The 24,569-nt window shown below is 69.4% G+C and carries 30 protein-coding genes and 1 tRNA gene; 8 read left to right on the forward strand and 23 right to left on the reverse strand.

Translation table 11 applies throughout. From position 1 onward, the window contains the following. Window positions 1-30 precede the first annotated feature (30 nt). The 9 genes from ACFXGJ_RS16285 to ACFXGJ_RS16325 form a co-directional block, all read right to left on the reverse strand. A complete protein-coding gene (locus tag ACFXGJ_RS16285) occupies window positions 31-1,461 on the reverse strand; it encodes an Ig-like domain-containing protein (protein ID WP_378621783.1) in 1,431 nt (476 codons plus the stop codon). Between the two features lie 221 nt (window positions 1,462-1,682). Next, window positions 1,683-3,695 (reverse strand): Ig-like domain-containing protein, encoded by a 2,013-nt coding sequence (locus ACFXGJ_RS16290; RefSeq protein ID WP_378621785.1) that lies wholly within the window; start codon window positions 3,693-3,695, stop codon window positions 1,683-1,685. Between the two features lie 283 nt (window positions 3,696-3,978). After that, window positions 3,979-4,054 (reverse strand) — tRNA-Ala (locus ACFXGJ_RS16295). Window positions 4,055-4,164: 110 nt separating this feature from the next. Beyond that, window positions 4,165-4,563: a histidine phosphatase family protein gene (locus ACFXGJ_RS16300; RefSeq protein ID WP_378621857.1), complete on the reverse strand. Its 399-nt coding sequence runs from the start codon at window positions 4,561-4,563 to the stop codon at window positions 4,165-4,167. After that, window positions 4,449-4,844: a phosphoglycerate mutase family protein gene (locus ACFXGJ_RS16305; RefSeq protein WP_378621787.1), complete on the reverse strand. Its 396-nt coding sequence runs from the start codon at window positions 4,842-4,844 to the stop codon at window positions 4,449-4,451. Before ACFXGJ_RS16305 ends, ACFXGJ_RS16300 begins: the two co-directional genes overlap by 115 nt. A gap of 11 nt (window positions 4,845-4,855) precedes the next feature. Continuing rightward, window positions 4,856-5,641: a gephyrin-like molybdotransferase receptor GlpR gene (gene glpR, locus ACFXGJ_RS16310; RefSeq protein WP_378621789.1), complete on the reverse strand. Its 786-nt coding sequence runs from the start codon at window positions 5,639-5,641 to the stop codon at window positions 4,856-4,858. A gap of 193 nt (window positions 5,642-5,834) precedes the next feature. Further along, complete coding sequence (locus tag ACFXGJ_RS16315; RefSeq protein WP_378621792.1) at window positions 5,835-6,491, reverse strand: GNAT family N-acetyltransferase; 657 nt, start codon at window positions 6,489-6,491, stop codon at window positions 5,835-5,837. 4 nt (window positions 6,492-6,495) lie between these two features. Then, window positions 6,496-7,755 (reverse strand): gephyrin-like molybdotransferase Glp, encoded by a 1,260-nt coding sequence (glp, locus tag ACFXGJ_RS16320; protein WP_378621794.1) that lies wholly within the window; start codon window positions 7,753-7,755, stop codon window positions 6,496-6,498. 23 nt (window positions 7,756-7,778) lie between these two features. Then, on the reverse strand, window positions 7,779-8,699 hold the full coding sequence (locus ACFXGJ_RS16325) for a UTP--glucose-1-phosphate uridylyltransferase (protein ID WP_378621797.1): 921 nt from the start codon (window positions 8,697-8,699) through the stop codon (window positions 7,779-7,781). Window positions 8,700-8,778: 79 nt separating this feature from the next. Here ACFXGJ_RS16325 and ACFXGJ_RS16330 point away from each other — a divergent pair, with 79 nt between their 5' ends. The 4 genes from ACFXGJ_RS16330 to mscL all read left to right on the forward strand — a co-directional run bounded on the left by ACFXGJ_RS16330 (window position 8,779) and on the right by mscL (window position 11,017). Next, window positions 8,779-9,360, forward strand: coding sequence for a 5-formyltetrahydrofolate cyclo-ligase (locus ACFXGJ_RS16330; RefSeq protein WP_378621800.1), 582 nt, complete (start codon window positions 8,779-8,781; stop codon window positions 9,358-9,360). A 128-nt stretch (window positions 9,361-9,488) separates the two neighbouring features. After that, entirely contained in the window at window positions 9,489-9,788 is a 300-nt protein-coding gene (locus ACFXGJ_RS16335) for an FmdB family zinc ribbon protein (protein ID WP_378621803.1), read from the forward strand. A gap of 87 nt (window positions 9,789-9,875) precedes the next feature. Then, window positions 9,876-10,535, forward strand: a complete 660-nt coding sequence (locus tag ACFXGJ_RS16340) for an SAF domain-containing protein (protein ID WP_378621805.1) — start codon at window positions 9,876-9,878, stop codon at window positions 10,533-10,535. A 92-nt stretch (window positions 10,536-10,627) separates the two neighbouring features. Beyond that, window positions 10,628-11,017 carry a large conductance mechanosensitive channel protein MscL gene (mscL, locus tag ACFXGJ_RS16345; protein WP_378621808.1) on the forward strand — a complete coding sequence of 130 codons (390 nt, stop codon included), beginning with the start codon at window positions 10,628-10,630 and terminating at the stop codon, window positions 11,015-11,017. Window positions 11,018-11,089: 72 nt separating this feature from the next. Here the strand turns inward: mscL and ACFXGJ_RS16350 are convergent, their stop codons facing one another. From ACFXGJ_RS16350 to mrf, 14 genes are all read right to left on the reverse strand, one after another. Next, on the reverse strand, window positions 11,090-11,767 hold the full coding sequence (locus tag ACFXGJ_RS16350) for an MspA family porin (protein ID WP_378621811.1): 678 nt from the start codon (window positions 11,765-11,767) through the stop codon (window positions 11,090-11,092). Window positions 11,768-11,842: 75 nt separating this feature from the next. After that, window positions 11,843-12,514, reverse strand: coding sequence for an MspA family porin (locus ACFXGJ_RS16355; protein ID WP_378621813.1), 672 nt, complete (start codon window positions 12,512-12,514; stop codon window positions 11,843-11,845). 273 nt (window positions 12,515-12,787) lie between these two features. Next, the gene (locus ACFXGJ_RS16360; protein ID WP_378621816.1) at window positions 12,788-13,465 is read right to left on the reverse strand and encodes an MspA family porin; all 678 of its coding nucleotides are present in this window, start codon (window positions 13,463-13,465) and stop codon (window positions 12,788-12,790) included. Window positions 13,466-13,526: 61 nt separating this feature from the next. Beyond that, window positions 13,527-14,198 carry an MspA family porin gene (locus ACFXGJ_RS16365; protein WP_378621822.1) on the reverse strand — a complete coding sequence of 224 codons (672 nt, stop codon included), beginning with the start codon at window positions 14,196-14,198 and terminating at the stop codon, window positions 13,527-13,529. Window positions 14,199-14,537: 339 nt separating this feature from the next. After that, the gene (locus ACFXGJ_RS16370; protein WP_378621859.1) at window positions 14,538-14,726 is read right to left on the reverse strand and encodes a hypothetical protein; all 189 of its coding nucleotides are present in this window, start codon (window positions 14,724-14,726) and stop codon (window positions 14,538-14,540) included. Window positions 14,727-14,728: 2 nt separating this feature from the next. Further along, entirely contained in the window at window positions 14,729-15,226 is a 498-nt protein-coding gene (locus tag ACFXGJ_RS16375; protein WP_378621826.1) for a molybdenum cofactor biosynthesis protein B, read from the reverse strand. Window positions 15,227-15,330: 104 nt separating this feature from the next. Continuing rightward, window positions 15,331-16,788 (reverse strand): S1C family serine protease, encoded by a 1,458-nt coding sequence (locus ACFXGJ_RS16380; RefSeq protein ID WP_378621829.1) that lies wholly within the window; start codon window positions 16,786-16,788, stop codon window positions 15,331-15,333. A gap of 110 nt (window positions 16,789-16,898) precedes the next feature. Next, entirely contained in the window at window positions 16,899-18,428 is a 1,530-nt protein-coding gene (locus ACFXGJ_RS16385) for an ATP-binding protein (RefSeq protein WP_378621862.1), read from the reverse strand. Beyond that, window positions 18,428-19,120 (reverse strand): response regulator transcription factor, encoded by a 693-nt coding sequence (locus ACFXGJ_RS16390; RefSeq protein WP_378621832.1) that lies wholly within the window; start codon window positions 19,118-19,120, stop codon window positions 18,428-18,430. The genes ACFXGJ_RS16385 and ACFXGJ_RS16390 overlap by 1 nt, the downstream gene beginning before the upstream one ends. 72 nt (window positions 19,121-19,192) lie before the next feature. Next, on the reverse strand, window positions 19,193-19,804 hold the full coding sequence (locus ACFXGJ_RS16395) for a trimeric intracellular cation channel family protein (RefSeq protein ID WP_378621834.1): 612 nt from the start codon (window positions 19,802-19,804) through the stop codon (window positions 19,193-19,195). Window positions 19,805-19,968: 164 nt separating this feature from the next. After that, the gene (gene cycA / locus ACFXGJ_RS16400) at window positions 19,969-21,441 is read right to left on the reverse strand and encodes a D-serine/D-alanine/glycine transporter (protein ID WP_378621837.1); all 1,473 of its coding nucleotides are present in this window, start codon (window positions 21,439-21,441) and stop codon (window positions 19,969-19,971) included. Window positions 21,442-21,671: 230 nt separating this feature from the next. Continuing rightward, window positions 21,672-21,845, reverse strand: coding sequence for a 50S ribosomal protein L32 (gene rpmF / locus ACFXGJ_RS16405; protein ID WP_378621840.1), 174 nt, complete (start codon window positions 21,843-21,845; stop codon window positions 21,672-21,674). 104 nt (window positions 21,846-21,949) lie between these two features. Further along, on the reverse strand, window positions 21,950-22,201 hold the full coding sequence (locus tag ACFXGJ_RS16410) for a type B 50S ribosomal protein L31 (protein ID WP_378621842.1): 252 nt from the start codon (window positions 22,199-22,201) through the stop codon (window positions 21,950-21,952). Beyond that, entirely contained in the window at window positions 22,198-23,445 is a 1,248-nt protein-coding gene (gene mrf, locus ACFXGJ_RS16415) for a ribosome hibernation factor-recruiting GTPase MRF (protein WP_378621845.1), read from the reverse strand. The genes ACFXGJ_RS16410 and mrf overlap by 4 nt, the downstream gene beginning before the upstream one ends. A 100-nt stretch (window positions 23,446-23,545) precedes the next feature. Between mrf and rpmB the strand changes: the two genes are divergently transcribed. Genes rpmB through rpsR form a run of 4 tightly spaced genes read left to right on the forward strand, consistent with a single transcriptional unit; the run spans window position 23,546 to window position 24,531 of the window. After that, on the forward strand, window positions 23,546-23,782 hold the full coding sequence (gene rpmB, locus ACFXGJ_RS16420; protein ID WP_378621864.1) for a 50S ribosomal protein L28: 237 nt from the start codon (window positions 23,546-23,548) through the stop codon (window positions 23,780-23,782). Further along, a complete protein-coding gene (rpmG, locus tag ACFXGJ_RS16425; protein WP_378621849.1) occupies window positions 23,782-23,946 on the forward strand; it encodes a 50S ribosomal protein L33 in 165 nt (54 codons plus the stop codon). The genes rpmB and rpmG overlap by 1 nt, the downstream gene beginning before the upstream one ends. Window positions 23,947-23,948: 2 nt before the next feature. Continuing rightward, window positions 23,949-24,254 carry a 30S ribosomal protein S14 gene (gene rpsN, locus ACFXGJ_RS16430; protein WP_378621853.1) on the forward strand — a complete coding sequence of 102 codons (306 nt, stop codon included), beginning with the start codon at window positions 23,949-23,951 and terminating at the stop codon, window positions 24,252-24,254. A gap of 19 nt (window positions 24,255-24,273) precedes the next feature. Further along, entirely contained in the window at window positions 24,274-24,531 is a 258-nt protein-coding gene (gene rpsR, locus ACFXGJ_RS16435) for a 30S ribosomal protein S18 (RefSeq protein ID WP_072842868.1), read from the forward strand. The last annotated feature ends 38 nt before the right edge of the window (window positions 24,532-24,569 follow it).

Raw genomic sequence — 24,569 nt, forward strand, 5'->3', positions numbered from 1 at the left:
GGGATCGGTGAACTACCTTGTGCGGTCTGACTATCCCGAGGAACCGAACAGCGAGCCGAGGCTGCCGGTGTCAGCGCTGCCGCCGGTGCCGGCACCCGCGGCCACGAGGACCGAGACCTGATCGGCCGAGGCGTTGACTCCGGACCCACCCGAGTACTCGGCGGTGATGACGCGCTGCCCCTCGTTCGCGGGCGTCCACGCGGCGGTCGCATGGCCGGTCGCATCGACGTCGGCGGTGGCGATCACGGTGTTGCCGTCCTTGAAGGTGACGGTGCCACCCGCGTTACCGGGAGTGACCTGGGCCGAAACCGATCCCGCCGCACCGACCTTCGGGCTCGCGCCGACGGTAACCACGGTGGTGGACGCGACGTTGCCCGCCGGCTGCTCGGCGACGGACACCGAGGCGTTGGCCGTCGAGCCGGTGACGCCGGTGCGGCCCGAGAAGGTCGCGGTGATGGCGTGGTTGCCCGCGGTGGCCGGAACCCAGGTGTAGGTCGCCTCACCGTTGGCGGGAACCGGAACCTCGGCCAGCGTCGCGGCGCCGTCCTTGAAGGTGACGGTGCCGCCGGCCGCGGCCGGGGTCACGTTCGCCTTGAGCACGGTGGAGCGGCCGACCTGCGCGCCGGAGACCGCGGCCAGGGTGGTCGTCGAGGCAGCGTCCGACTGCGAGACCTGAACGGTCTGGTCGGCGGACTGCGAGGCATCGGCCTTCGCGGTGTTCAGGTACTTCGCGACGAGGGTGTGGGCACCGCGCGTGGACGGGGTCCACGCGTAGGTCGCGACACCGTTGTTCAGCGCACCCGTACCCAGCTTCGCGGCACCGTCGTAGAACTCGACCGTGTCACCGTCCGCGCCACCGGTCACCGTCGCCGACAGCGTGGACACCTGACCCACCTGCGCACCCGACACCGCCGCGAGGGCCGTGGTCGACACGTTCTTGCGGACCGTGATCGCCGGGCCCTTGGTCGCGTAGTTGCCCGAGCCCAACGAGCCGGCGTACGTCATCCCCGTCGGCAGCGCGACACCCCGATCGCAACCCGCGCCGACCTTGTACGAGAACTCGAACGTGTGCGACTTCGGATCGATGTTCGGGTACACCGTCCAACTGCCCGCCACCCGCGCGAAATCGGGGCCCGAGCTCTCCAGGCCCTGCGGCGAACCGTCCACCTTCGCCGAACCGTCCACGTACGTCAGGCAGGCCGGATGCACGTCCCGGACCTGGTTGACGATCTCGAGAACGGTCAGCGCCTTCCGCTCGAACTTGTTCGACACCGTGATCACGTCACCCTCGCCGGGGTTGGTCTCACTGACCGTGCGAGTGAAGTTGCTGTTGCCGTCGGACCAGGACACCGATCCGGGCGCCGCGGACGCGACACCGACACCGGCGGTCACCGCGAACCCGGCCGCAACGGCCAGGGCGCTGACACCACCCACCACACGACGAACGCTTCTGTCAGACATACATTTCCTCTCGGCGACGGACCTAGACGACCGTCCAACTCGGGATGACGCCGATCACACTAACTCAGATGTGTGACGGAATCTCGGAATACAGCGAGGTGAAAGCGGTTCCCGCGGCTCATCGGCCGAACGGGGACCGAAAATTCGATCGTTCGAACGACAGGTCGGGCGCGACCCAGAACTACTGCGGCTGCGATCACGCCCGACCGGCTCCCCCAGGTTCAGGACCCGAAGAGGCTCGAGAGCGATCCCGAGCCGCCGCCGTTGTCGCCGCCGTCGGCGACGGCGATGGTGTGGGCCCCGGCGGTCGAGGCCTGGTAGCCCGACGCGCCGCTGTAGACCGCGGTGATCGAGCGGTCACCGGTGGCGGTGAAGGCGTACGACAGGGTCGCCTTCCCGCCGACGACCTGGACCGGCGTACCGATCGGGGTCGCGCCGTCCAGGAACTGCACCGTGCCGCCCGCGGCAGCCGGCGCCACCGTTGCGGTGAGGTCGACGGCAGTGCCCTTGACCGCGGTGGCCGGGACCGTCAACGTCGTCGTGGTTGCGACGTCGGACGGAGCCGGATCGACGACGACGACGGAACCCGCGGCCGAGGTGGACGTCGCGAATCCGGTTGCGCCACTGAACCGTGCCGTGACGGACTTGGTGCCGGCCGTCGCGAAGGTCTGGGTGAGGTCAGCGACACCGCCGACGACGTTCACCGGCGCCCCGGCCTGTCCGTCGATGGTGAAGACGACGGTTCCCGTCGAACCGATCAGCGCGCTGTCCGGCCCCTTGACGGTTGCGTACACGTGCACGGCCTGGCCGGTCTTGGCGGAACCGGGGACGCTGAGGGTGGTGGTGGTCGCCTTGTCCACCGGCACCGCCGCGGTCACCGTCACGGTCTGCGCCGCCGAGGTCGAACCGGTGAACCCGGCGACACCGGAGAACACCGCGGTGATCTGATGCGCACCGACCGGCAACACCTGCGTCAGCGACGCCTTGCCGTCGGCACCCACCGCAACGGCCGCGCCGAGGTTCGCGTCACCGTCCTTGAACTGCACCGTGCCACCGGCCGGAGTCGGAGCCACCTGAGCCGCGAGGGTCGCGCTCGCACCCTCGACCACCGACACCGGAGCGGTGACGGTGGTGGTGGTCGCCTGGTCCACCGGGACCGCCGCGGTCACCGTCACGGTCTGCGCCGCCGAGGTCGAACCGGTGAACCCGGCGACACCGGAGAACACCGCGGTGATCTGATGCGCACCGACCGGCAACACCTGCGTCAGCGACGCCTTGCCGTCGGCACCCACCGCAACGGCCGCGCCGAGGTTCGCGTCACCGTCCTTGAACTGCACCGTGCCACCGGCCGGAGTCGGAGCCACCTGAGCGGCGAGGGTCGCGCTCGCACCCTCGACCACCGACGCCGGAGCGGTCAGCTGGGTCGTGGTCGACACGTCGGGGGCCGACACGTTCACGTTCTGTGCCGCGGACTGCGACGCATCCGCGATCCCCGTCGCCAGGTACTTCGCCACCAGCGAATGCGCCCCCGCAGCGGGAGTCCACGCGTACGTCGCCACACCGTTGTTCAGCGCGCCAGTGCCCAGTTTCGAAGCACCGTCGTAGAACTCGACCGTGTCACCGTTCGCGCCACCGGTCACCGTCGCCGACAGCGTGCTCGCCTGTCCGACCTGCGCACCCGTCACCGGGGCCAGCACCGTGGTCGAGACGTCCTTCCGGACCGTGACCGACGGACCCTTGTCCCCGTAGTTGCCCGCACCCAGCGAGCCGCCGTAGTACATCGACGTCGACAGTGCGGCGCCCCGAGCACAGTCCGCGCCGACCTTGTACGAGAACTCGAACGTCTGCGACTTCGGGTTGATGTTCGGATACACCGGCCAGTTACCGGTCACCCTGACGAAGTCCGCGCCCTGACTCTCCGGGTTCTGCCCCGAACCCGACACCTTCGCCGACCCCGCGACATAGGTCAGGCACGCCGGATGCACATCCTTGACCGCCTGCAACCACTCGACCACACCGCCGGTCCGCTCGAACTTCGTCGTCATGGTGACCACGTCACCCACGGCAGGATTCGCCTCGCTGATCGTGCGAGTGAACTTGCTACTACCGTCGGTCCAGGTCACCGACCCCGGCGCCGCCGAAGCGACGGCGACACCCGCGGTCACCGCGAACCCGGCTGCAACGGCCAGAGCGCTGACACCACCCACCACACGACGAACGCTTCTGTCAGACATGCATTTCCTCCGCGCCGGCGGCAGGATCGCTCAGCACGTCCGACCACACAGGCTCTTGTTTCGGTGCGCCGACGATGCCCGCATGGGCCTTCCACGGCACGAAGACGATGCAGTACATCACAGCGACCGACCCCGCGGCGCCGTTTCGAAGCGAGGACATGGACGAATGTCCGACAAACGACGGACCCCGTTCGACCAGTGCGTTTGCTAACCACTCGGGTCCTCGGGTCACCCGCGGGCGAAGACGCGAAAGGCGCCACCCGCTCTGCGGATGACGCCTTCGTGGTGGAGCTGAGGGGAATCGAACCCCTGACCTCTTCGATGCGAACGAAGCGCGCTACCAACTGCGCCACAGCCCCTGACCACGCCCCCGAAGGAGCGCTCGGCAACTGTAGCAGGACCGCGCCTGGAGAAAGAAATCGGCTGGTCAGCTGCGTATTCGCCATCCACCCGCGCGCGATCGGGCAGTTCAGCCGGAGGGCCGGCCGGGCGGCTCGTCGAGGATGGTGTGACCGAGCGGGGTCGTGCGCCACTGGTCGAACGACCGCTCGAGCGCGAAGCGTCCGTCGGCTCCGCGCAGCAGGGTCCGGCTCTCCGCGTTGCCGGGGTTGTTCAGCGACTCGAAGTACTCCACCGACCAGTGGAACCAGCGCATGCAGAACAACCGCATGGTCAGGCCGTGCGTCACGACGAGAGTGTTGGCCGGGTAGTCGGGCTTGGCGAAATGCCGGTAGAGCGTCTCGAGGAACGTGCTCACCCGGTCGAAGACGTCCGCACCCGACTCGCCTTCGGCGAACCGATAGAAGAAGTGACCGTAGCTGTTTCGCAGTTCACGCTGCCGCGCGATCTCGAGCGGGAGTTCGCCCAGTCCTGTTCGCGCAGCCGCGGCTCCTCGATCCGGCGCTCGACGAGGTCGTCGATCCCCAGCGCGTCGAGCGTCTGGTACGCCCGCAGGTACGGCGAGACGTAGGCGCAGACCTTCCGGCCGTCGAACTCCGCCCGCAGCCGCTCCCCCGCCGCACGTGCCTGCTCGACGCCCCGCGCGGTGAGCGGAATCCGGTAGTCGGGCAGCCGTTCGTAGATCGCGGGGTCGACATTCGCCTCGGACTCGCCGTGCCGGAGCAGCACGATGCGTTCGGGTGCGTGCACCGGACCTGCTGCTACTGCCCGACCACCCGTCGGACCTCCTGCGGGGGCAGGTCCGCACCGGCCTCTTCGTCGTAGTAGTCGAGGTGGTCGAAGACCGGGTCGCCGTCGTCGACCTCGAGCACCACCGCACCCGGCCTGCGCAGTCGCGACGGAACGAGCCGGAGCTCCTCGTCCTCGCGCGACTCGACCCCGAGCCGCGACCGGCTCAGGCGCGCCATCCGCCGGCGCCGGATCTCGTGCTCGATCTGCACCTGCCGGCGAAGGTACGCCATGTACCCGATCAGTCCACCGAACGCCGCGACGCACGCCCACCACATCATCGGCGAGACGATGATCGCCAGCGCCGCGGACATGATCCCGGCGAGCACCAGTCCGAGGACCGCGCGCTGACGGAACGAGTAGCGGGCCGCCTGCGCGATCGCGTCGGCCTCCGGGTCGAATCCACCGCGACCTCGGCGCTGCGGCACGTACGGCCCGGCCTCGCGGCCGTCGTCGTACTCGTGGTCGTCGAGTTCGTCGTAGTCCCGGTCGAGAGTCGCGTCGGCTCCTGCGTGGGATTCCATCCAGTCCTCCGCGTCCATCGGGCGATTGGGATCGCTGCGCCAGTTCGGATCGCTACGGTGTCCGGTTGCCGGACCACGCTTGTGCTGCCGGGCGAGTTGGTCCCGGTCGAGAACCCGCGTCGCGAGTGCCGCGTCGGTGGTCTGGCGGATTCGGGGTCGACGCTTGGCCTGCATAGGCAACAGCACAATGAGCCACACGACAACCAGCGCGATCCACAGCAAGGAGTTCGGCATGTCGGCGACCCTCCCTCTCCGTCGTCTGTCGGCACGGCTGTCACCAGCACGCCTGACCGAAGTGGCATGCCCAGGCTAGTTGTCTCGGCGCGCTGTTCCCCGCAGACGCGCCGACTCACCTTTCCCACATGCCACATTAGTCACTACCGTCGCATCCCCGCACACCGGGTAGCCGAAAAGTAACCAGGGCCACTCAGCCCCAGGTCGCCTTGCCTGAGCGCACCAACCGGTCGACGACCGTGGCCTCGACCTCCTCGACCGTCATCGCCACCAGCAGGTGGTCACGCCAGGCCCCGTCGACGTCGAGGTAGCGCCGCAGCAGCCCCTCCTCGCGGAAGCCGACGTTGCGAAGCACCGCCCGGCTCGCGGCGTTCTCCGGCCGGACCGTCGCCTCGATCCGGTGCAGGCCGACCGCCGAGAAGCCGTGATCGAGGCCGAGCGCCAGCGCGGCCGTCGCGACCCCCTGCCCGCCGACCTCCTTGGTCACCCAGTATCCGATCCAGGCCGAGCGCAATGCCCCGCGGATGATGTTGCCGATCGTCAACTGCCCGCAGAACTTGCCGTCCAGCTCGATCACCATGGGCAACATCCGCCCCTTGCGCGCCTCCGAACGCAGCGAGGAGCACAGTCCGGGCCAGTTGCCGATGTGGTGGCGCGCGTCCCACGGCCCCTCACCGGTCGGCTCCCACGGCCGGAGATGGTCCTGGTCCTGGATGCGAATCCGACTCCAGGCGGCGGCGTCGCGCAGCCGGATCGGCCGCAGCGTCACCCGCCCCGCGCCCACGACGAGCGGTCCCAGCTCGGCAGGCCAGCCCGGATGGATGGTGTACCGGCGCAGTGGCGTCGCCACCGCGTCAGCCCCGCTGCGCGAGGAAGGCCACGTCCACCTGATCCCCGGTTCGGATCTCGGTGACGTCGGGGTCGACGAGCACCAGGCAGTTCGCCTCGGCCAGGGTGGCGAGCAGGTGCGAGGACGCGCCCGGCGCGCCCCCGAGCGCCTGCACCAGGTACTCCCCAGTGGACTCGTCGCGCATCAGCTGGCCGCGGAGGAAACCCTTGCGCTTCTCGATCGAGGTGATCGGCGCGACCGTGCGCGCGCTCACGATCCGGCGCATCGGCTGCCGGCGGCCCAGGGCGATACGGATCAGGGGCCGGACCATCACCTCGAACACGACCAGGGCGCTCACCGGGTTCGACGGCAGCAGGAAGGTCGGGACCTCGTCGCGACCGAGCTGCCCGAAGCCCTGCACCGACCCGGGATGCATCGCCACCCGCTCGACCTCGAGATCGCCGAGCTCACGCAGCGCCTCGCGAACCTGGTCGGAGGCCCCGCCGCCGACCGCGCCGGCGATGATGACGATCTCCGACCGGATCAGCTGTCCCTCGACCACCTCGCGCAACCGGCGCGAGTCGGCGCCGGCGATCCCCACCCGGTTCACGTCGGCGCCGGCGTCTCGGGCGGCCGCGGCGAGCGCGTACGAGTTCACGTCGTACACCTGGCCGGGACCGGGAGTCCGATCGACGTCCACGAGTTCGCCGCCGACGGTGATCACCGACAGTCGGGGCCGGGGGTGCACGAGCACCTTATCCCGCCCGACCGCCGCGAGCAGGCCCACCTGGGCAGCCCCGATGATCGTGCCCGCGCGCACGGCGACGTCGCCGGGCTGAACGTCGTCGCCGACCCGGCGGACGTAGTCGCCCGAGCGGACCGGGGCGAGCACCCGCACCCGGTTCCGCCCGCCGTCGGTGCGATCGAGCGGAAGCACGGCGTCGGCAAGGGTGGGCAGCGGCGCACCGGTGTCCACACGCACGGCCTGACGGGGCTGGAGCCGGGTCGGCTGCCGGGAGCCGGCCGACACCTCGCCCACCACCGGCAGGATCACCTCGATCGGCTCGCCGTCGTCTCCGCGCAGGTCGCCACCCGCACCGGCCACGTCGACGCTTCGTACGGCGTAGCCGTCGATCGCGGCCTGGTCGAATCCGGGAAGGGGACGCTCGGTGACCACTTCCTCCGCGCACAGCAGTCCCTGTGCCTCGGAGATGGCTACGCGCACCGGCCGGGGCGCGACCGCGGCAGCGGTCACCCTGGTCTGCTGCTCCTCAACCGAGCGCATGTAGTCATTGCCTCCCGACCCCACTATCGACCCGTCTGCTGCAATCGCTCCACGAGCCACTCGCGCAGCGACGGACCGTATTCTTCGCTGTCGAGCGCAAAGTCAACCGCAGCACGCAGGTAGCCGCCGGGATTTCCGAGGTCGTGTCTCCCACCTCGATGCACGACCACGTGCACCGGGTGCCCCTCCGAGATCAGCAGTGCGATCGCATCCGTCAGCTGCAACTCACCGCCCTGCCCCGGGGTGATCCGCCGCAGCGCGTCGAAGATCGCCCGATCCAGCAGGTAGCGGCCCGCCGCCGCGAACGTGGACGGTGCGTCCTCGGGCTTGGGCTTCTCGACCATCCCGGTGACCTTGAGCACGTCGGGGTTCGTCGCGTCCGGCACCTCCTCGACCTCGAAGACGCCGTAGGCGCTCACCTGGTCCTTGGGTACGTCGATCGCGCACAGCACGCTGCCGCCACGCTTGGCCCGCACCCGGGCCATGGTCTCGAGGACCCCGCGGGGCATCACCAGGTCGTCCGGCAGCAGCACCGCGACGGCGTCCTCGTCGTCGTCGAGCACCGCCTCCACGCAGCCGACGGCGTGACCGAGGCCCAGCGGTTCGTCCTGGACCACCGACTCCACCGCGAGCAGGCCCTGCGCCTTCCGGACCTTCTCGAGCAGGTGCGACTTTCCGCTCGCCTCGAGCTTGCTCTCGAGCACCAGGTCCTCGACGAAGTGCGCGACCACCCCGTCCTTGCCCTCGGACGTCACGATCACCAGACGCGAGGCACCCGAATCGGCCGCCTCACCGGCGACGAGTTCGATGCCCGGGGTGTCGACGACCGGCAGCAGCTCCTTGGGCACCGTCTTCGTCGCGGGCAGGAACCGGGTACCGAGTCCCGCCGCGGGCACGATCGCGGTGCGGAACGCCCTGGTCTGATTGGTGCCGAGCTCTGTCATGGCACACACCCTATCCACCGGCCGGGTCGGGACGGAGTCTTAGGGTTAGCGGAATGAGCCGAAGGAGCGGAACCTGGCCGTGCCGACACTGACGAAAGCGCAATGGCGGGAGCGGGTGCTCGCGGCGCGGCGGGCACTCGATCCGGGCGTCCGGGCCGCCGAGGACGGGGCGATCGCCGCGGCGGCCCGGAACCTGGGGTCCGCGGCCGGTCCGTCGACGACGGTGTGCGCCTACGTGCCGGTGGGCCGCGAACCGGGGTCGATCGAGATGGTCGAGGCGCTGAGCCGGGTCGTGGGCCGGGTCCTGTTGCCCGTCGCCGGTGAGCCGGGACCGTTGCGCTGGGCGCCGTACCGTGGCCGTGAGTCGTTGGTCCGGGCGTCCTTCGGGCTGCTCGAGCCCGCCGAGCCACATCTCGCACCGGAGGCGGTCGGCGAGGCCGCGCTGGTGCTGGTGCCGGCGTTGGCGGTGGACCGCCGGGGGGTGCGGCTCGGTCGCGGGGCGGGTTTCTACGACCGCAGCCTCGACCTGGCCGACCCCGCCGCCCGCCTGATCGCCGTGGTCCGCGACGACGAACTGGTCGAGGAGCTGCCCGAGGATCCACACGACGTGCGGATGGGCGAGGCACTGACGCCCGGTCACGGCCTGCAGCTCCTGCGGTGACGGTCCCCGCCACCGCACCGACGAGGGAATAGGCAGCTGATTAGCAGCGTTGGCACTCCTGACTGTAAAGTGCTAACGCCTGCGGTATCACTACCCAGGCCTGAGTACCCCGTGCGGAGGAACCTTCAGTGCCCACCTACTCCTATGCCTGTACCGAATGCAGCAACCGCTTCGACATCGTGCAGTCCTTCAGCGACGACACCCTGACGGTCTGCCCCGAGTGCTCGGGCAAGCTCCGCAAGCTCTTCAACTCCGTGGGCATCGTGTTCAAGGGCAGCGGCTTCTACCGCACCGACAGCCGCGGCGGCAGCAGCACTGCCAGCGAGGCCGCGAGCACCAAGTCGGATTCGACGGCCGCCAAGAGCGACTCGTCGTCCACCGCGGCGGCGAGCAGTCCCGCACCCGCCGCGAGCGCCGCCACCAGCTAGTTTCGAGTTGTCCACAGGCGCCGGAACCGTCCACAGGACGGGTCCGCCGCGGATGGTCGCCGCCCCGGGCGGCCCTAGCGTGAGTTCATGCAACGCCGCCGCGACATCCTGTCCCGTACCTACGGCGACCGTCTCGCACGGCTGACCAGACCCGGCTGGGCCCGCACCACCCTCGCCCGCCGGACCGCGGCCGGCGTCCTGGTACTCCTGGCGTTCTTCCTGCTGATCCGCGGCGACCGGGACGCCGACGAGGTCCCGGTGGTCACCGCCGCGCGCGACCTCACGCCCGGCCGGGTCCTCGTCTCCTCCGACCTTCGGGTGACACCGATGAGCGCGGGCCTCGTTCCGGCGGGCGCCCTCAGTGCGCCGGGCGACGCGATCGGGCACACCGTGGCCGGCCCCGCCCGTAGCGGCGAAGTGATGACCGACGTGCGCCTGCTCGGACCCCGGCTCGCGGCGGCTGCGGTCGGCGGTCCGGACGGCCGCGTGGTCCCGATCCGGCTGGCCGATCCCGAGGTGACCGACGTGCTTCGGGTGGGAGACCGAGTGGACGTCCTGACCGTCGGCGGCGACCGTTCCACCGAGCCGCGAGTCCTGGCGTCGAGCGCCACGGTGGTACTGGTGTCGGAGAAGGAATCCGGCCGCGCCACCCGCGAGCGGGTGGTCATGCTGGCGCTTCCGGTCGATGCCGCGACGACGGTGGCCGCCGCCTCCCTCTCGGGAGCCCTGGCTGTCACGTTCCACTGATCGACCCGGATGTGAGCTTGCTCCACAGCCGATAGGGTTCCTAACATCGTTGTCCACGCGCACCAACCGGCCGATGAAATGGAGACCACACCATGCTCAAGGGCTTCAAGGACTTCCTCATGAAGGGCGACGTGCTCGACCTCGCGGTAGCGGTCGTGATCGGCGCGGCGTTCACCGCCATCGTCACCGCCTTCACCACGAACATCGTCAATCCGATCATCGCGTCCATCGGTAGCGCCGAGATGGGCTTCGGTTTCCAGATCACCGACAAGGCCGAGACGTTCGTGAACATCGGTGCAGTTCTCACCGCGGCCATCAACTTCGTGATCATCGCCGCGGTCGTCTACTTCGTGCTCATCATGCCGTACAACCACGCCAAGCAGCGGTTCGGCAAGCCCGTCGCGGAGACGTCCACCGACAACGAGCTGCTCGGCGAGATTCGCGACCTGCTGGCCGAGAGCCCGGCGCTCCGCAGGCAGTAGCCCTCACTTCGAACGCGACCTGGGCCCGTACCGAATTCGGTACGGGCCCAGCATCTTTCGATCAGTTCCTGCCTAGCCGATACTGAAGGGCTGGCCCCACAGGGTGACCGTGCTCGACACGTTCTCCGTGTTGACCTTCACCTTCACGAAGGACCGCGCCTGCGCATACCCGGCACACCCTTCGATACCCATCGTCGAGTCTGCCCACGTCACCGAACCCGAGTTGCCGGTGAACGAGTTCTCACCCGAGTGCGACTCACCGCCGAAGTCGTCCGGCGCCTCGAGATCGAGCACCGAGAACGCTTGCGCCTGACCGGGACCGATCGACACGTTGCCGGTACCGCCCGCGGACGGCGCGCCCGGCGTTCCGTCCCAGCCGGCACCCATCCCGGACTCGGTGCCCGCCTCGCCGCCGAGGGTCAGCTGGCACGCCACGATGTAGCCGGGCTCGATCTTGCCGCCGTCGGCGTTCGGACCGGAGATCTCGACCTTCGCCGAACCCGACACCCACACGTTCCGGTGCAACGGCGTCGCGCCCATCGACGGCGACACCGTGGCCGACTCGCCGGTGCGGGTCACCGTCACCACCGTGCCGTCCACCAGGGTCTTGGAGATCGACCCGTCCGGTAGCGGCACGAAGGTGTCCGCGTTCGCGGCGCCCGCGGAAAAGAACCCGATCGCGACGGCCGCCGCCGATCCGACCGACGCCACCTGCAGCCCACGACGCAGGCCCTTGTTGGAAGTACGCATGAAAACCCCTCTGGGGGAAGCCGTCTCACATCAGGAGAGACGGAGGTGAACAGGGACTGGGAAGGGCCGAACCGATCAGCCGATGCTGAACGGCTGCCCGTACAGGGTGGTCTTCGAGTAGTTGTTACCGACGATCTCGACCACCGTGTACGACCGCGCCTGGGCGTAGCCGCCGCAGTTCTGGACCTCGAGCTGAGTGTCCTGGTACTGCACCGAGTACGTGCCGTTGCGCTTGACGTCCTTGCCCGCCACGTTCACGAACTTCACCTGACCCGCCGACACCGGTACCGTCAACGACCCCGACAGCGACGGCCCCGACAGGTCCATTCCGCCGCCGATCGATCCACCGAGCCCGGTTATGTCGACCTGACAGCCGACGATGTAGCCGGTGCTGATCCGCGAAACCCCGTGCGTGGACGAGTTGTTCGTACCCGGATCGTTCTTCGCACCGTTCCACGGGCCGACCTCGCCTTCGTCGGCGACACCCGTGACGTCGGCGGTGACGGTGCCCGAGACCCACGCGGTGCGCCCCGCACCGTTGGCCGCCAGCGAGGGCGAGATCAACGCGCTCTCACCGGTCCGGGTCACCACCGCGCCCGGCCCCGCCTTCTGCCCGTCGGGCAGCGGGACGAAGGTGTCGGCACTCGCGGCGCCGACGGACATCAGCCCGATCGCGACGGCGGCAACGGCGCCGACGCCACCGATTCGGGCGCCGCGGCACAGGCCGGACTTACTGATCTCACTCATTCGTACCCCTCACAGGTCTCGGCCCAGCCCCGGCGGTCGGGGGCTGAGCTTGGTTGCCCCGCAAAGCTAGAACCTTGGACGGACGTCCGAAAGGGTGCGAACCTCACTTTTACGCACCGTTAACTGTGCGGGAACCGGGCGAAACACCACGAAGCCGGGAACCTGCGGATTTCTCCGTGTGGCCCCCGGCTTCGCGAGAGGAGTCGAACCGTGATCGGGCTCACGATGAGCCGTAACCCGTTCCGTCCGTATGTGATTCAGATCACGAATGGATCAGCCGATGCTGAAGGGCTGCCCCCACAGGGTGACGATGCTGTTGACGTTCTTGGTGTTCGCGGTGACCTTGACGTAGCTGCGGGCCTGCGCGTATCCGGCGCACCCGTTGACCGCGATCGTCTCGTCGGCCCACGTGACGCTGCCGCCCTTGCCCTTGAAACTGTTGGCGCCCGTGTGCGACTCGCCGCCGAAGTCGTCGGCCTTCTCCAGGTCGAGCAGTCGGTAGTTCACGGCCTGGCCCGGTCCGATCGAGACGGTGCCCGAGCCCTTCGCCGACTGCGTGGTCTTGTCACCGGCGTAGTTCGAACCGATGCCCGAGTCGCTGCCGGCCTTGCCGCCGAGGGTCAGCTGGCAGCCCACCACGTAGCCGGGCTCGATCTTGCCGCCGTCGGCGTTCGGACCGATCAGCTCGACCTTCGTCGAACCGGAGACCCACACGTTGCGGTGCAACGGCGTCGCTCCGAGCGACGGCGAGACGTTGGCCGACTCACCGGTGCGGGTGATCTTCACGACCGTGCCGTCGACGAGGGTCTCGGAGATCGACCCGTCCGGCAGCGGCACGAGGGTGTCGGCGTTCGCGGCGCCGACGGAGAAGAGGCCGACGGCGACGGCGGCGGCCGCACCGACGGAAGCGATCTGCAGCCCGCGACGCAGGCCGGTCTTGCTGGCGTTCATGAATTCCCTTTCAAGGGTTCAGGTTTCGGGATCGACTGGGAACTGTGCGGCGGAGCCGCGATCAGCCGATGGAGAAGGGCTGGCCGTACAGGGTGGTCTTGGAGTAGTTGTCGCCGACGATCTCCACCACCGTGTAGGACCGCGCCTGGGCGTAGCCACCGCAGTTCTGGATCTCGAGCTGGGTGTCCTGGAACTGCACCGCGTACTTGCCGTTCTTCTTGATGTCCTTGCCCGCCACGTTCACGAACTTCACCTGACCCGCCGACACCGGAACCGTCAGCGACCCCGACAGCGACGGACCGTTCAGATCGATGCCGCCACCGAACGAACCACCGAGGCCGGTGATGTCGACCTGGCAGCCGACGATGTAGCCGGTGCTGATCCGCGAAACCCCGTGCGTGGACGAGTTGTTCGTGCCCGGATCGTTCTTCGCACCGTTGAACGGACCGACCTCGCCCTCCTTCGTGATCGACGAGACGTCCGCGGTGACCGTGCCCGACACCCACGCGGTGCGACCCGCGCCGTTGGCGGCCAGCGAGGGAGAGATCAACGCACTCTCACCCGTACGCGAGACCACCACACCCGCGGAGGCCTTGGACCCGTCCGGCAAGGGCACGAAGGTGTCGGCACTCGCCACACCGGTGGACATCAGGCCGATCGCAACGGCCGCAGCCGCACCGACGCCGGCGATACGGGCGCCACGGCGCAGGCCGGACTTGCGGTTCTCGCTCATTCGTTCCCCTCACAACGTTCTGCTGCTACTCAATCTCGACCGCCGAGATTGACGAGTGGTCCCATAAGACCCGGCGAAGTATCGCCAACTGTGATGGCCGCGAGATGAACCCTCGGTGATCAACAGTTGGTGCACTCTTTACCGATGAGAGGTCATCGGTGCGTCGTGCCTTCGCTGGGTGGACCTACTCATGACGACCCGTCGGGCCATTCTTGAGCTGACTCGCGAGGAGGCTAACCAGGGCGGAGTCCCCTGGCAATGAATAGTTTTCGAAACTGCGCGTGAGTCGTCCCACAGTGTTAAGGAAACAATTCGCAGGTGGCGGAGGTTGGCTGGCGGTCAGCCGTGGTGCGGGGGAACCTGCCGCCGCAACCAGTCGTCGCCGGTGGACTCGGAGGATCTCGACGAGTCGCCGTCACCGCGCTCGTCGCGGGTGGTCTCGGGGAGGACGTCACCGAAAATGCGAGCCAGCCGGGCCCGATCGATCGGGTCCCGGCTGGGGCGTGCCTGCTCGGCGTGGTCGGTGATGACTACTCCTCGATCCAGGAGAGCTCGCCGATCACCTGGCCGGCGAGCGGGGTCAAAGTCGCCATCCCGTCGCGCACCGCGGCGCGGGACGACGCCAGGTTCACCACCAGGGTACTGCCGGACACTCCGACCAGCCCCCGCGAGAGACCGGCGTCGAGCGCTCCGGCGGCGAGCCCCGAGGACCGCAACGCCTCGCTGATGCCCGGGATCTCCCGGTCCAGCACGGCGGCGGTCGCGTCGGGTGTGACGTCACGCGGCGAGACACCGGTGCCGCCGACGGAGATCACCAGATCGACGCCGCCGATCACCGCCGTGTTGAGCGCGTTGCGAATCTCCACCTCGTCCGCGGACACCGCCACGGTGGCGTCGACGAGGAATCCCGCCTCGCCGAGCAGCTCGGCGACCAGGGGTCCGATCGAATCCACCCCCTCGCCGTGGGCGGTTCGGTCGTCGACGATCACCACGAGAGCGCGGCCGGCCAGCGGGGTTTCGATGTCCATGACTCCTACGGTAGTGGCTGATCGCCCGGCGGCACCGACCTGGCCGTAAATCCGGGACACGGACGAACGGCCGCGCCCGGAGGCGCGGCCGTTCGGCGTGATCATCAGCGGCCACCCGTGGTGGGCGCCGCGGCGAGGGTGACCTCGACGGTCTTCGGATTTCCGCCGTTGGCATCGGTGTAGGTGACCTTCACCTTGTCGCCGGGGGCGTGCGAGCGGACCGCCGCGATCAGCGCGTCACCACTGTCGATGATCCGATCGTCGACCTTGGTGATCACCACGCCCTTCGGGATGCCTGCCTGGTCGGCGGGACCGCCCTGGGTGACGTCCTGCACGCCCGCGCCGTGCGAGGTGTCCCGCGAGGACACCGTCACACCGACGATCGCCTGACTGGCCTTGCCGGTCTTGGTCAGCTCGTCGGCGATGCGGCGGGCCTGGTCGACGGGGATCGCGAAGCCGAGCCCGATCGAGCCGCCCTGCTGCCCGCTCGCCGCCTCCCCACCGAGGGTGGCGATCGCGGTGTTGATGCCGATCAGCTTGCCGTCCATGTTCACCAGCGCGCCGCCCGAGTTGCCGGGGTTGATCGCCGCGTCCGTCTGGATCGCGTCGATGACGGTGTTCTGGTTGCCGGACTCGCCACTGGTGGACACCGGGCGGTTGAGGGAGGAGATGATGCCGCTCGTGACCGTCCCGGCGAGGCCGAGCGGCGACCCGATCGCGACGACCGGCTGCCCGACCTGCAGGTCGGCGGAGGTGCCCAGTTCGATGGGGGTGAGGTCGGTGCGGCCGTCCACCTTGATCACCGCGATGTCCGAGGTCGGGTCGGTGCCGACGAGCTTCGCGGTGGCGGTGGAGCCGTCGGAGAACGCGACGGCCAGCTTGCCGTCCGGTCCGGCGCCCGCGGCCACGTGGTTGTTGGTCAGGATCAGGCCGTCGGAGGACAGCACGATGCCCGAGCCCTCCCCCTCCGCGCGGGCGCCGGTGACCTGGATCTGCACGACGCTCGGCAGCACCTTCTGCGCCACCGACTGCACCGAACCGGCCGGGGCGTTCGCGGTCTGGGTCGCGTTCGTCCGCGGGGCGTTGAGCGCGTTGGTCACCGGGCCCGAACCGCTCCCGTTGTTGGCCGACCACGCGCCCACCGCGCCGCCGATGCCGCCGCTGACCAGTGCGAGCGCGATGGCGCCCGCGGCGATCGCGGTGCGCCCCGACTTCGGCTTTGCCGCGGTGGGGGCTCCGACCGCCATCGGTGTCGCCATGCCCGCGGTGGACGGGCCACCCGCGGTCGGGTACTGGGTGGTCGAACCGTACGCATCCTGCTGCTGGTAGCTGCCGTAGGACGCCTGCTGGTATCCGGCCTGCTGGTACGCCTGCTGCTGGTAGTGCGACTGCGGCGCGGTCGGATGCGCGACGGTCGGGTACTGCTCGGTCGGGTTGTGGGCCGCCGGGTTCACCGCGGTCTGGTCGTCCGACTGCGCCTGCGGGGTCTGCGGCGGCTGGTTCGTGGGGGGCTGGGGGGCCCAGGGCGAGTCCTGCCCCTGGTTGTGCTGGTCGTCGCTCATGGCTGTGTGGTGTCCGTTCTCCCCTGCGCGCCTCGCAGGCGCGGCTTCGATTCGATCTCGTTGTCTTCGAGACTGCCCGGGCGGTCTGAGAGAGGCCTGAGATCGTCCTGTCAGTTTGCCGAGATCCTGCTGTCCGCACGACCTTCCGCGACGAACTCCGCCTCGCCGGGCAGCACGATCGTGATCAGGGCCCCACCACGCGTGGACTCCCCCGCGGTCACCGTGCCGCCGTGCTTGACGACCACCTGCCGGACGATCGCCAGGCCCAGCCCCGATCCGGGCATCGACCGCGCGGCCGTGGCCCGGTGGAACCGCTCGAACACCAGTTGCCGATCCTCGGGCGGGATACCCGGTCCCGCGTCGTCGACGGTGAGCGCGAGATGTCCCGCATCCAACTGTCGCATCCGCACCCGCACCTGCGCACCGGGCGGACTCCACTTCGCCGCGTTGTCGAGCACGTTGAGCACGGCCCGGGCGAGTCCGGCGCCGTCGCCGTAGACGAACCACGGCACGGTCTCGGCCTCGAAGTCGACCTCGTTGCGACGCCTGCGAGCCCGCTCGAGCGAACGCTCCACGACGTCGCCGACGTCGATCCGCTCGTGCACCGTCTCCGGCGCGTCCTCACGGGCCAGGTCCACCAGGTCGCCGACCAGCGTGGACAGCTCCTCGATCTGGGCGATCACGTCGGCGCGCAGCTCCGCCATGTCCTCGTCGGGAATGGCGGGTGCGCCGGGCCGGCCTGCCGCGATGAGCAGTTCCATGTTGGTGCGCAGCGAGGTGAGCGGGGTCCGCAGCTCGTGTCCGGCGTCGGCGACGAGCCGGCTCTGCCGGTCCCGCGACTCGGCGAGCGCCCGCAGCATCGTGTTGAACGAGACCGTCAGCCGGGCGAGTTCGTCGTTGCCGGTGACCGGGATCGGTGTGAGGTCGTCGGTGCGTGCCACCCGCTCGGTGGCGGCCGTCAGCCGGCCGATCGGCCGCAGGCCGGTGCGGCCCACGGCCATACCCGCCAACGCCGCCAGCCCGACACCGCACCCGCCGACGACGAAGAGCACCCAGGCGAGGCGGTCGAGCACCTCGCCGGTCGGTGCGAGCCGCTGCGCGATCACCAGGGTGCTGCCGACGTTCGTCTTCTGGCTCAGGACGCGTTGACCGGAGATGGTCCGCAGGGCGGAGTCGTGTTCGCCCCGCGCCACGGACATCTCGGCGTCACCGATCGGCGCGTTCGAGCCCGGCGGCATGTACACCTTCATGTCCGGGAAGATCAGCGCGACGCTGATGTCGTTGGAGTAGAAGGTGGCCAGCGAGATCGACCGGACGTCCAGCGCGTCGAGGTTGTTGTCGATCAGGGTCGCCGAGCGGGTGCGCAACTGCGAGTCGACCTCGTTGTAGAGCGCACGCGAGACCACGGCGTAGGCCGCGATCGCCATGACCGCCACCGCGATGGCCACGACCGAGGCCGCCAGCAGGGTGACCCGCCAGCGCAGGGACACCGATCGGGTCAGTGGCATCGGCGGGCGCATCTCGGGGACCGGTGCCGGGTCGGGGCGCGTGGCGCCGTTGGCCCCGAGCGGTCGATCCGGCGACGCGTCGGGCGGCCTGGACCGGTGCGCCGTCGCGCCGCGTCCGAAGGGTGCAACCATCACGGGGGCGTCTCCCGCAGCACGTAGCCGACACCGCGGACGGTGTGAATGAGCCTCGGCTCGCCGTCGGCCTCGGTCTTGCGGCGCAGGTAACCGACGTACACCTCGAGCGCGTTGCCCGAGGTCGGGAAGTCGTAGCCCCACACCTCCTCGAGGATGCGGCTGCGGCTGAGCACCCGGCGCGGGTTCGCCAGCAACATCTCCAGCAGCGAGAACTCGGTGCGGGTCAGGCTGATCGAGCGTCCCTTGCGAGTGACCTCGCGGGTGACCGGGTCGAGGGTGAGGTCCTCGAAGGTCATCGTCTCCGAGTCCTCGCCGACCTCCGGGGCGGCCCGCCGCAGCAGGGCGCGCAGTCGCGCGAGCAACTCCTCGAGTGCGAACGGCTTCGGCAGGTAGTCGTCGGCGCCGGCGTCCAGGCCCGCGACCCGCTCGGAGACCGAGTCCCGCGCGGTGAGCACCAGGATCGGCAGGTCGTCGCCCGCGCTGCGCAGTCGCCGGCACACCTCGAGGCCGTCGAGTCGGGGCATCATCACGTCGAGCACGAGGGCGTCGGGCCTGCCCGCCGCGATCTTCTCGAGCGCGTCGAGCCCGTCGACGGCGAGGTCGACGGTGTAGCCGTTGAAGGTGAGGGACCGGCGGAGCGATTCCCGCACGGCACGGTCGTCGTCGACCACCAAGATGCGCATGCTCATAGTTTCTACCTGTGAACTGAGATCCGGCTGAGAGGTCGCTGAGGCGTGTCGGTGGAGTTGTGCCGCCGCGGATCAGTCGTCGACCAGTCGCGGTCCCGGCAGGCTCCAGTGCCGCCACAGCGCGACCAGCCGGATCACCGAGGCCGAGACCGTCCCCACGACCAGTCCGGTGTTGGTCGTCAGTCCCAGACCCGAGCAGGCCACCACGACCGTCGACCCGATCAGCGCCGGAATCGCGTACAGGTCGCGATGTAGCAGGAGCGGCATCTCGTTGACCAGGATGTCGCGCAGGATCCCGCCGCCGACGGCCGCGGTCCCGCCGATCAGGCAGGCGGCGAGGGCGCTCGCCCCGGCCGCCAGCGCCAGCGCCGACCCGGAGGCCGCGAACAGGCCCATGCCGACCGCGTCGAGCGTGAGCACCCCGATCCTGAGTCGGTGCACCGCCGGGTGCAGGAAGAAGGTGACCAGCGAGGCGATCAGCGCCGTGGTGAAGTTCGGCCACTCGCTGAGCGAGGTGGGCGGGTGGATGCCGAGCAGCAGGTCACGGATGATGCCGCCGCCGATTCCGGTGACCACCCCGACCACGCACACCCCGAAGATGTCGAGTCGCTTGGCCACGCCGACCATCGCACCCGACGTCGCGAACGCGACGATCCCGGCGAGTTCGATGATTCTCTCCAGCACCGTCACTCCCGCCCGCCCGCACCGGAGAGCACGGCGCGCCGCAGGTGCGACATCTCCGTCGACTCGCCAACCGTGACCGCCATGGCCGCATTCTCCACAACCCGGAGTGGTTTGCGCTCGGCTACTCGCCCGGCGGGCCGAACCGGGCCGCGGCGATCACGCGGTCAGTCCCGGTCCGCCGCGGCCTGCTCGCCCCTGAAGGCCGCCGCCCGGGCCATCTGCACCGGCCTGCGCCGGAGCACCGCCCACGCGATGCCGAGGCCCGCGAACCACAACGGGGTCACCAGCAGGGCCTGCAGGGTGTCCTCCTTCTGGGTGAACGCCCAGATCAGGAACGCGAAGAAGGCCAGCACGACGTAGCACATCGGGACCCCGCCGGGCATCTTGAACTTCGACGCCTCGTGCAGGTGCGGACGCTTCCTGCGGTACACGATGTAGCTGATCAGGATGATCGACCACACGAAGATGAAGCAGAGCGACGAGATGGTGGTCACGATGGTGAACGCCTCGATGATCGAACTGCCGACCGCGACCATGACCACGCCGGCCAGCAGGAACACCCCCGACAGGTAGAGCGCGTTGGCGGGTACCCGGCGCTTGGTCAGCCTGCCGAAGGCCGCAGGCGCGTCGCCCTGGTCGGCGAGTCCGTACACCATCCGCGAGGTCGAGTAGATGCCCGAGTTGGCCGAGGAGGTGGCCGAGGTGAGCACGACGAAGTTGATCACCGAGGCGGCGATGCCCAGGCCGGCGAGGGTGAACATCGCCACGAACGGGCTGCGGTCGGCGGTGATCTCCCGCCACGGCGTGACCGAGATGATCACGACGAGAGCGACCACGTAGAACAACATCACGCGGACCGGGATCGAGTTGATCGCCTTGGGCAGGTTCTTCTCGGGATCCTTCGCCTCGGCGGCGGTGGTTCCGACGAGTTCGATGCCGACGAACGCGAACGTCGCGATCTGGAAGCCGGCGACGAAGCCCATGAACCCGGTCGGGAAGAAGCCGCCGTCGCTCCACATGTTGGAGAACGACGCCTCGGCGCCGCCGGGCGCAGTGAAGTGCGAGAAGACCATGGCCAGTCCGACCACGATGAGGCTGACGATCGCGACGATCTTGATCAGCGCGAACCAGAACTCGGTCTCGCCGAACGCCTTCACGGTGGGCAGGTTGAGCCCGACGAGCAGCGCCACCGCAGCGAGCGCGGGAATCCACAGCGGCAGCGAACCCCACCAGTACGAGACGTAGCCGGCGATGGCGATGACGTCGGCGATGCCCGTGACGATCCAGCAGAACCAGTAGGTCCATCCGGTGAAGAAGCCGGCCCACGGGCCGAGCAGGTCGGCGGCGAAGTCCGCGAAGGACTTGTAGCCGGTGTTGGAGAGCAGCAGCTCACCCATCGCCCGCATCACGAAGAAGAGCATCGTGCCGATGATCATGTAGACGAAGATCACCGACGGTCCCGCGAGGGAGATGGTCTTGCCGGACCCCATGAACAGTCCGGTGCCGATCGCGCCGCCGATGGCGATCAGCTGGATGTGGCGATTGGACAGCTGCCGGGAGAGCCCGGGCTCGTGCTGGTCGGGCTGTGCTGTGGCGGCCGGCGTCGTAGCGACGGCGGGCTCGGTGTGGTCGGGCACGGTGCTCCTCGGGATGGGCGTTGCGCGACGACGAGCCTGGGTTGCGGGGTCGCGAGACAACGCTCGGTCACGGGCGCGGCTACGACGTCATGCGAGGAGAAATGGTAGCGAACGACGGAAAAGACCAGCGTGCACGCCAACCCCTCCCCGATCTCCCCGATGTCACGTTCGATCGATCATGCGGCCCCGGTGTGACATTGGGGAGGTGGGGCTGGGCCGGCGGGTGGACGTCAGCGACCGCTGGGGTCGTACAGACCGAGGCGCACCGCGCGGACCAGCCGGCGCGGGACTCGATGGGTCACCCCGTCCACGGTCACCTCCACCAGGTCCGGTGCGGTGGCCTTCCACTGGGCGCGGCGGCTGCGGGTGTTGGACCGCGACATGCGGCGTTTGGGTACTGCCATGGTTGTTCTCCTTGGTCTCGACGCCCCGCCGGTTCCGCCCCGATGTCACATTCGGTAGGCCCAACCGAACCGGTGTGACATCGGGGAGGTGGGGGCAGGGGGTGTCAGCGCGTGCGGCGGCCGTACTTGCGCTCGAACTTCTCCACCCGGCCGGCGGTGTCCATCACCCGGGCCGCGCCGGTCCAGAACGGGTGCGACTCGTTGGTCACGTCGACGACGACGAGCGGGTAGGTGTTGCCGTCGGGCCACTCGATGGTGCGCTCAACGGTGACGGTGGACCGGGTGAGAAACGCGCTCCCCGTGCTCGCGTCCTTGAAGACCACCGGGTGGTAGTCGGGATGGATGTTCTTCTTCATGCCGTGCCCTCTCTGTTGACGTCGCTGTACGGTGACTCGCTCGCGGCGCAGGGATCCTGGTGCCAGTGCCCGAACGGGTCCGACCACGTGGACCAGTGCGCCTCGCGGTCGAGTTCCTCGTCGGTGACCAGCGCCCACTGCAGGGCGCGGTCGATGTCGGTCGGGTCGGCGGCGTGGGTGAGCACGACCAGGGACACGTCGCGGTCGCCGAACCTCTCGTCCCAGCGCATCGCCGCCATCGCCCGCCTCGCGGTCGGCTCCCGCTCCTGCTCGTCCGGCGTCATCGCGGCGAGCCACCGCCCGCCGTCACCGACCCGCAGTCCCCCGCCCGCCGACTCCAGCCACAGCACCCGGTCCGGCTGGGTGGCCAGCCACACCCGGCCGCGCGCGGCGACGACCCCGTCGAGCAGCACGTCGAGGGCCTCGTGCAGCCGCTCGGGATGGAACGGCCGCTCGGCGACGAATTCGACGAGGCTCACTCCGCAGTCCGCGGCGAGCGGCGGCTGCCCGCGCAGCAACGGCGCATGCGCGTCGGCGGCGGCGCCGCGTCGGGCGCTGCCGGGGATCCGGGTCAGCAGTCGTGCCGCGTCGGGCGACAGGTCGTCGCCGATCCAGTCGATCGGCGCGGCGGGGGCCAGCCGGGCCAGGACAGCATGCAGTCGGGCCTGGTTCCATCCGTCCTCGCCCGCACCCGCGACGACCAGCGCGTCGGCGTACTCGACCTGCCCGACCACCACCTGCGCGACGGTGCGCTCGTCGTCGCCGACGCCGAGTCCGCGTTCGGCCAGGGCCTCGTCTCCGGTGGCGTCGTCGAGCCAGCTGTCGGCGGCCACGCACACGACGACGGCCTCGATCCGGACGTCCCGCGCCGCGGGGCCGTCGAGTTGCCCGACCACCCCGGAGACGACGACCTCCTCGACCGCCCGGCACAGCGCCTCCGGTTCGAGCGTCCGGTCCAGCTGCAGCACGATGCGCCGAACCGAGCTGCGCGCGTGCAGCCGTCGCAGCAGCGGCAGCAGGTCCTCCCGCAGCGTGCAGGACACGCAGCCGTGCGCGAGCTCGAGAACGGTGGTGCGGGCGCGACCGTCCGGGTCGGTCACGGTCCGGCGCACCACCCCCTCCCCGAGGTGACTCAGGTCGTGGTGGACCAGCACCGTTCCGTCCGCCAGCAGTGAACGGGCGGTGGATTCGGCGGCATCCGACCAGCCCGCGATCACGACGAGCGGCGTTCGTCTGTCGGTCACGACAGCACCCCTTTCGACAACGATTGTCAATAACCGACCGCGACGCTACAGTGAAACCCTGCCATTGTCGAAAATGATTTTCGTTAACAAGGAGGCCGCCGTGTCGGCGCACTGCCAGGTGACCGGACGCTCGCCGAGTTTCGGCAAGTCCGTCTCGCATTCGCACACCCGAACCAGCCGGCGCTGGGACCCGAACATCCAGCGCAAGACGTACTACCTGCCGAGCGCGCGGCGACGGGTCACGCTGACCGTCTCCGTCAAGGGCATCAAGACCATCGACCGCGACGGCATCGAGGCCGTCGTCGCCCGACTGCGCGCACAGGGGGTTCGGCTGTAATGGCCCGCAACGAGATCCGTCCGATCGTCAAGCTGAAGTCGACAGCGGGCACCGGCGTCACCTACGTGACCCGCAAGAACCGACGCAACGACCCCGACCGACTGGTGTTGCGCAAGTACGACCCGGCGGTCCGCAAGCACGTCGATTTCAGGGAAGAGCGCTAGAGATGGCCAAGCAGTCCAAGATCGCGAAGAACGAGCAGCGGAGGGCGGTGGTCGCCCGGCACGCCGAGCGTCGCGCCGAACTGAAGGAGACGATCCGTCTGCCGTCCACCTCGGCCGACCAGCGCGCCGCCGCCCAGGCCGCCCTGCAGCGTCTGCCGCGCGACGCGAGTCCGGTACGATTGCGAAATCGTGACGCTGCGGACGGACGTCCGCGAGGTCACCTGCGAAAGTTCGGGCTCTCCCGCGTGCGCGTGCGCGAGATGGCCCATCGTGGGGAACTGCCAGGCGTCCGCAAGTCCAGCTGGTAATCGAGCCGTAAGGGAAGCAATGGCAGTCAAGAGAGCCCCGTCGAAGAAGCCCCGCGGCGCTGACGCGGGCCGCAAGCCCAAGAAGAACCCGCTCTTCGCGGCGAAGATCGAGCACGTCGACTACAAGGACGTGAACCTGCTCCGCACGTTCATCTCCGACCGCGGCAAGATCCGCAGCCGTCGCGTCACCGGCCTGACCCCGCAGCAGCAGCGTCAGGTCGCCGTCGCGGTGAAGAACGCCCGCGAGATGGCCCTGCTGCCGTTCACGAGCCGGTAGTCAGAAGCACTCGAAAGGCCGCGCAGTCCCCCGGGACC

Source organism: Rhodococcus sp. NPDC059234 (assembly GCF_042754225.1).
In the GTDB taxonomy this organism is placed as follows: domain Bacteria; phylum Actinomycetota; class Actinomycetes; order Mycobacteriales; family Mycobacteriaceae; genus Rhodococcus_G.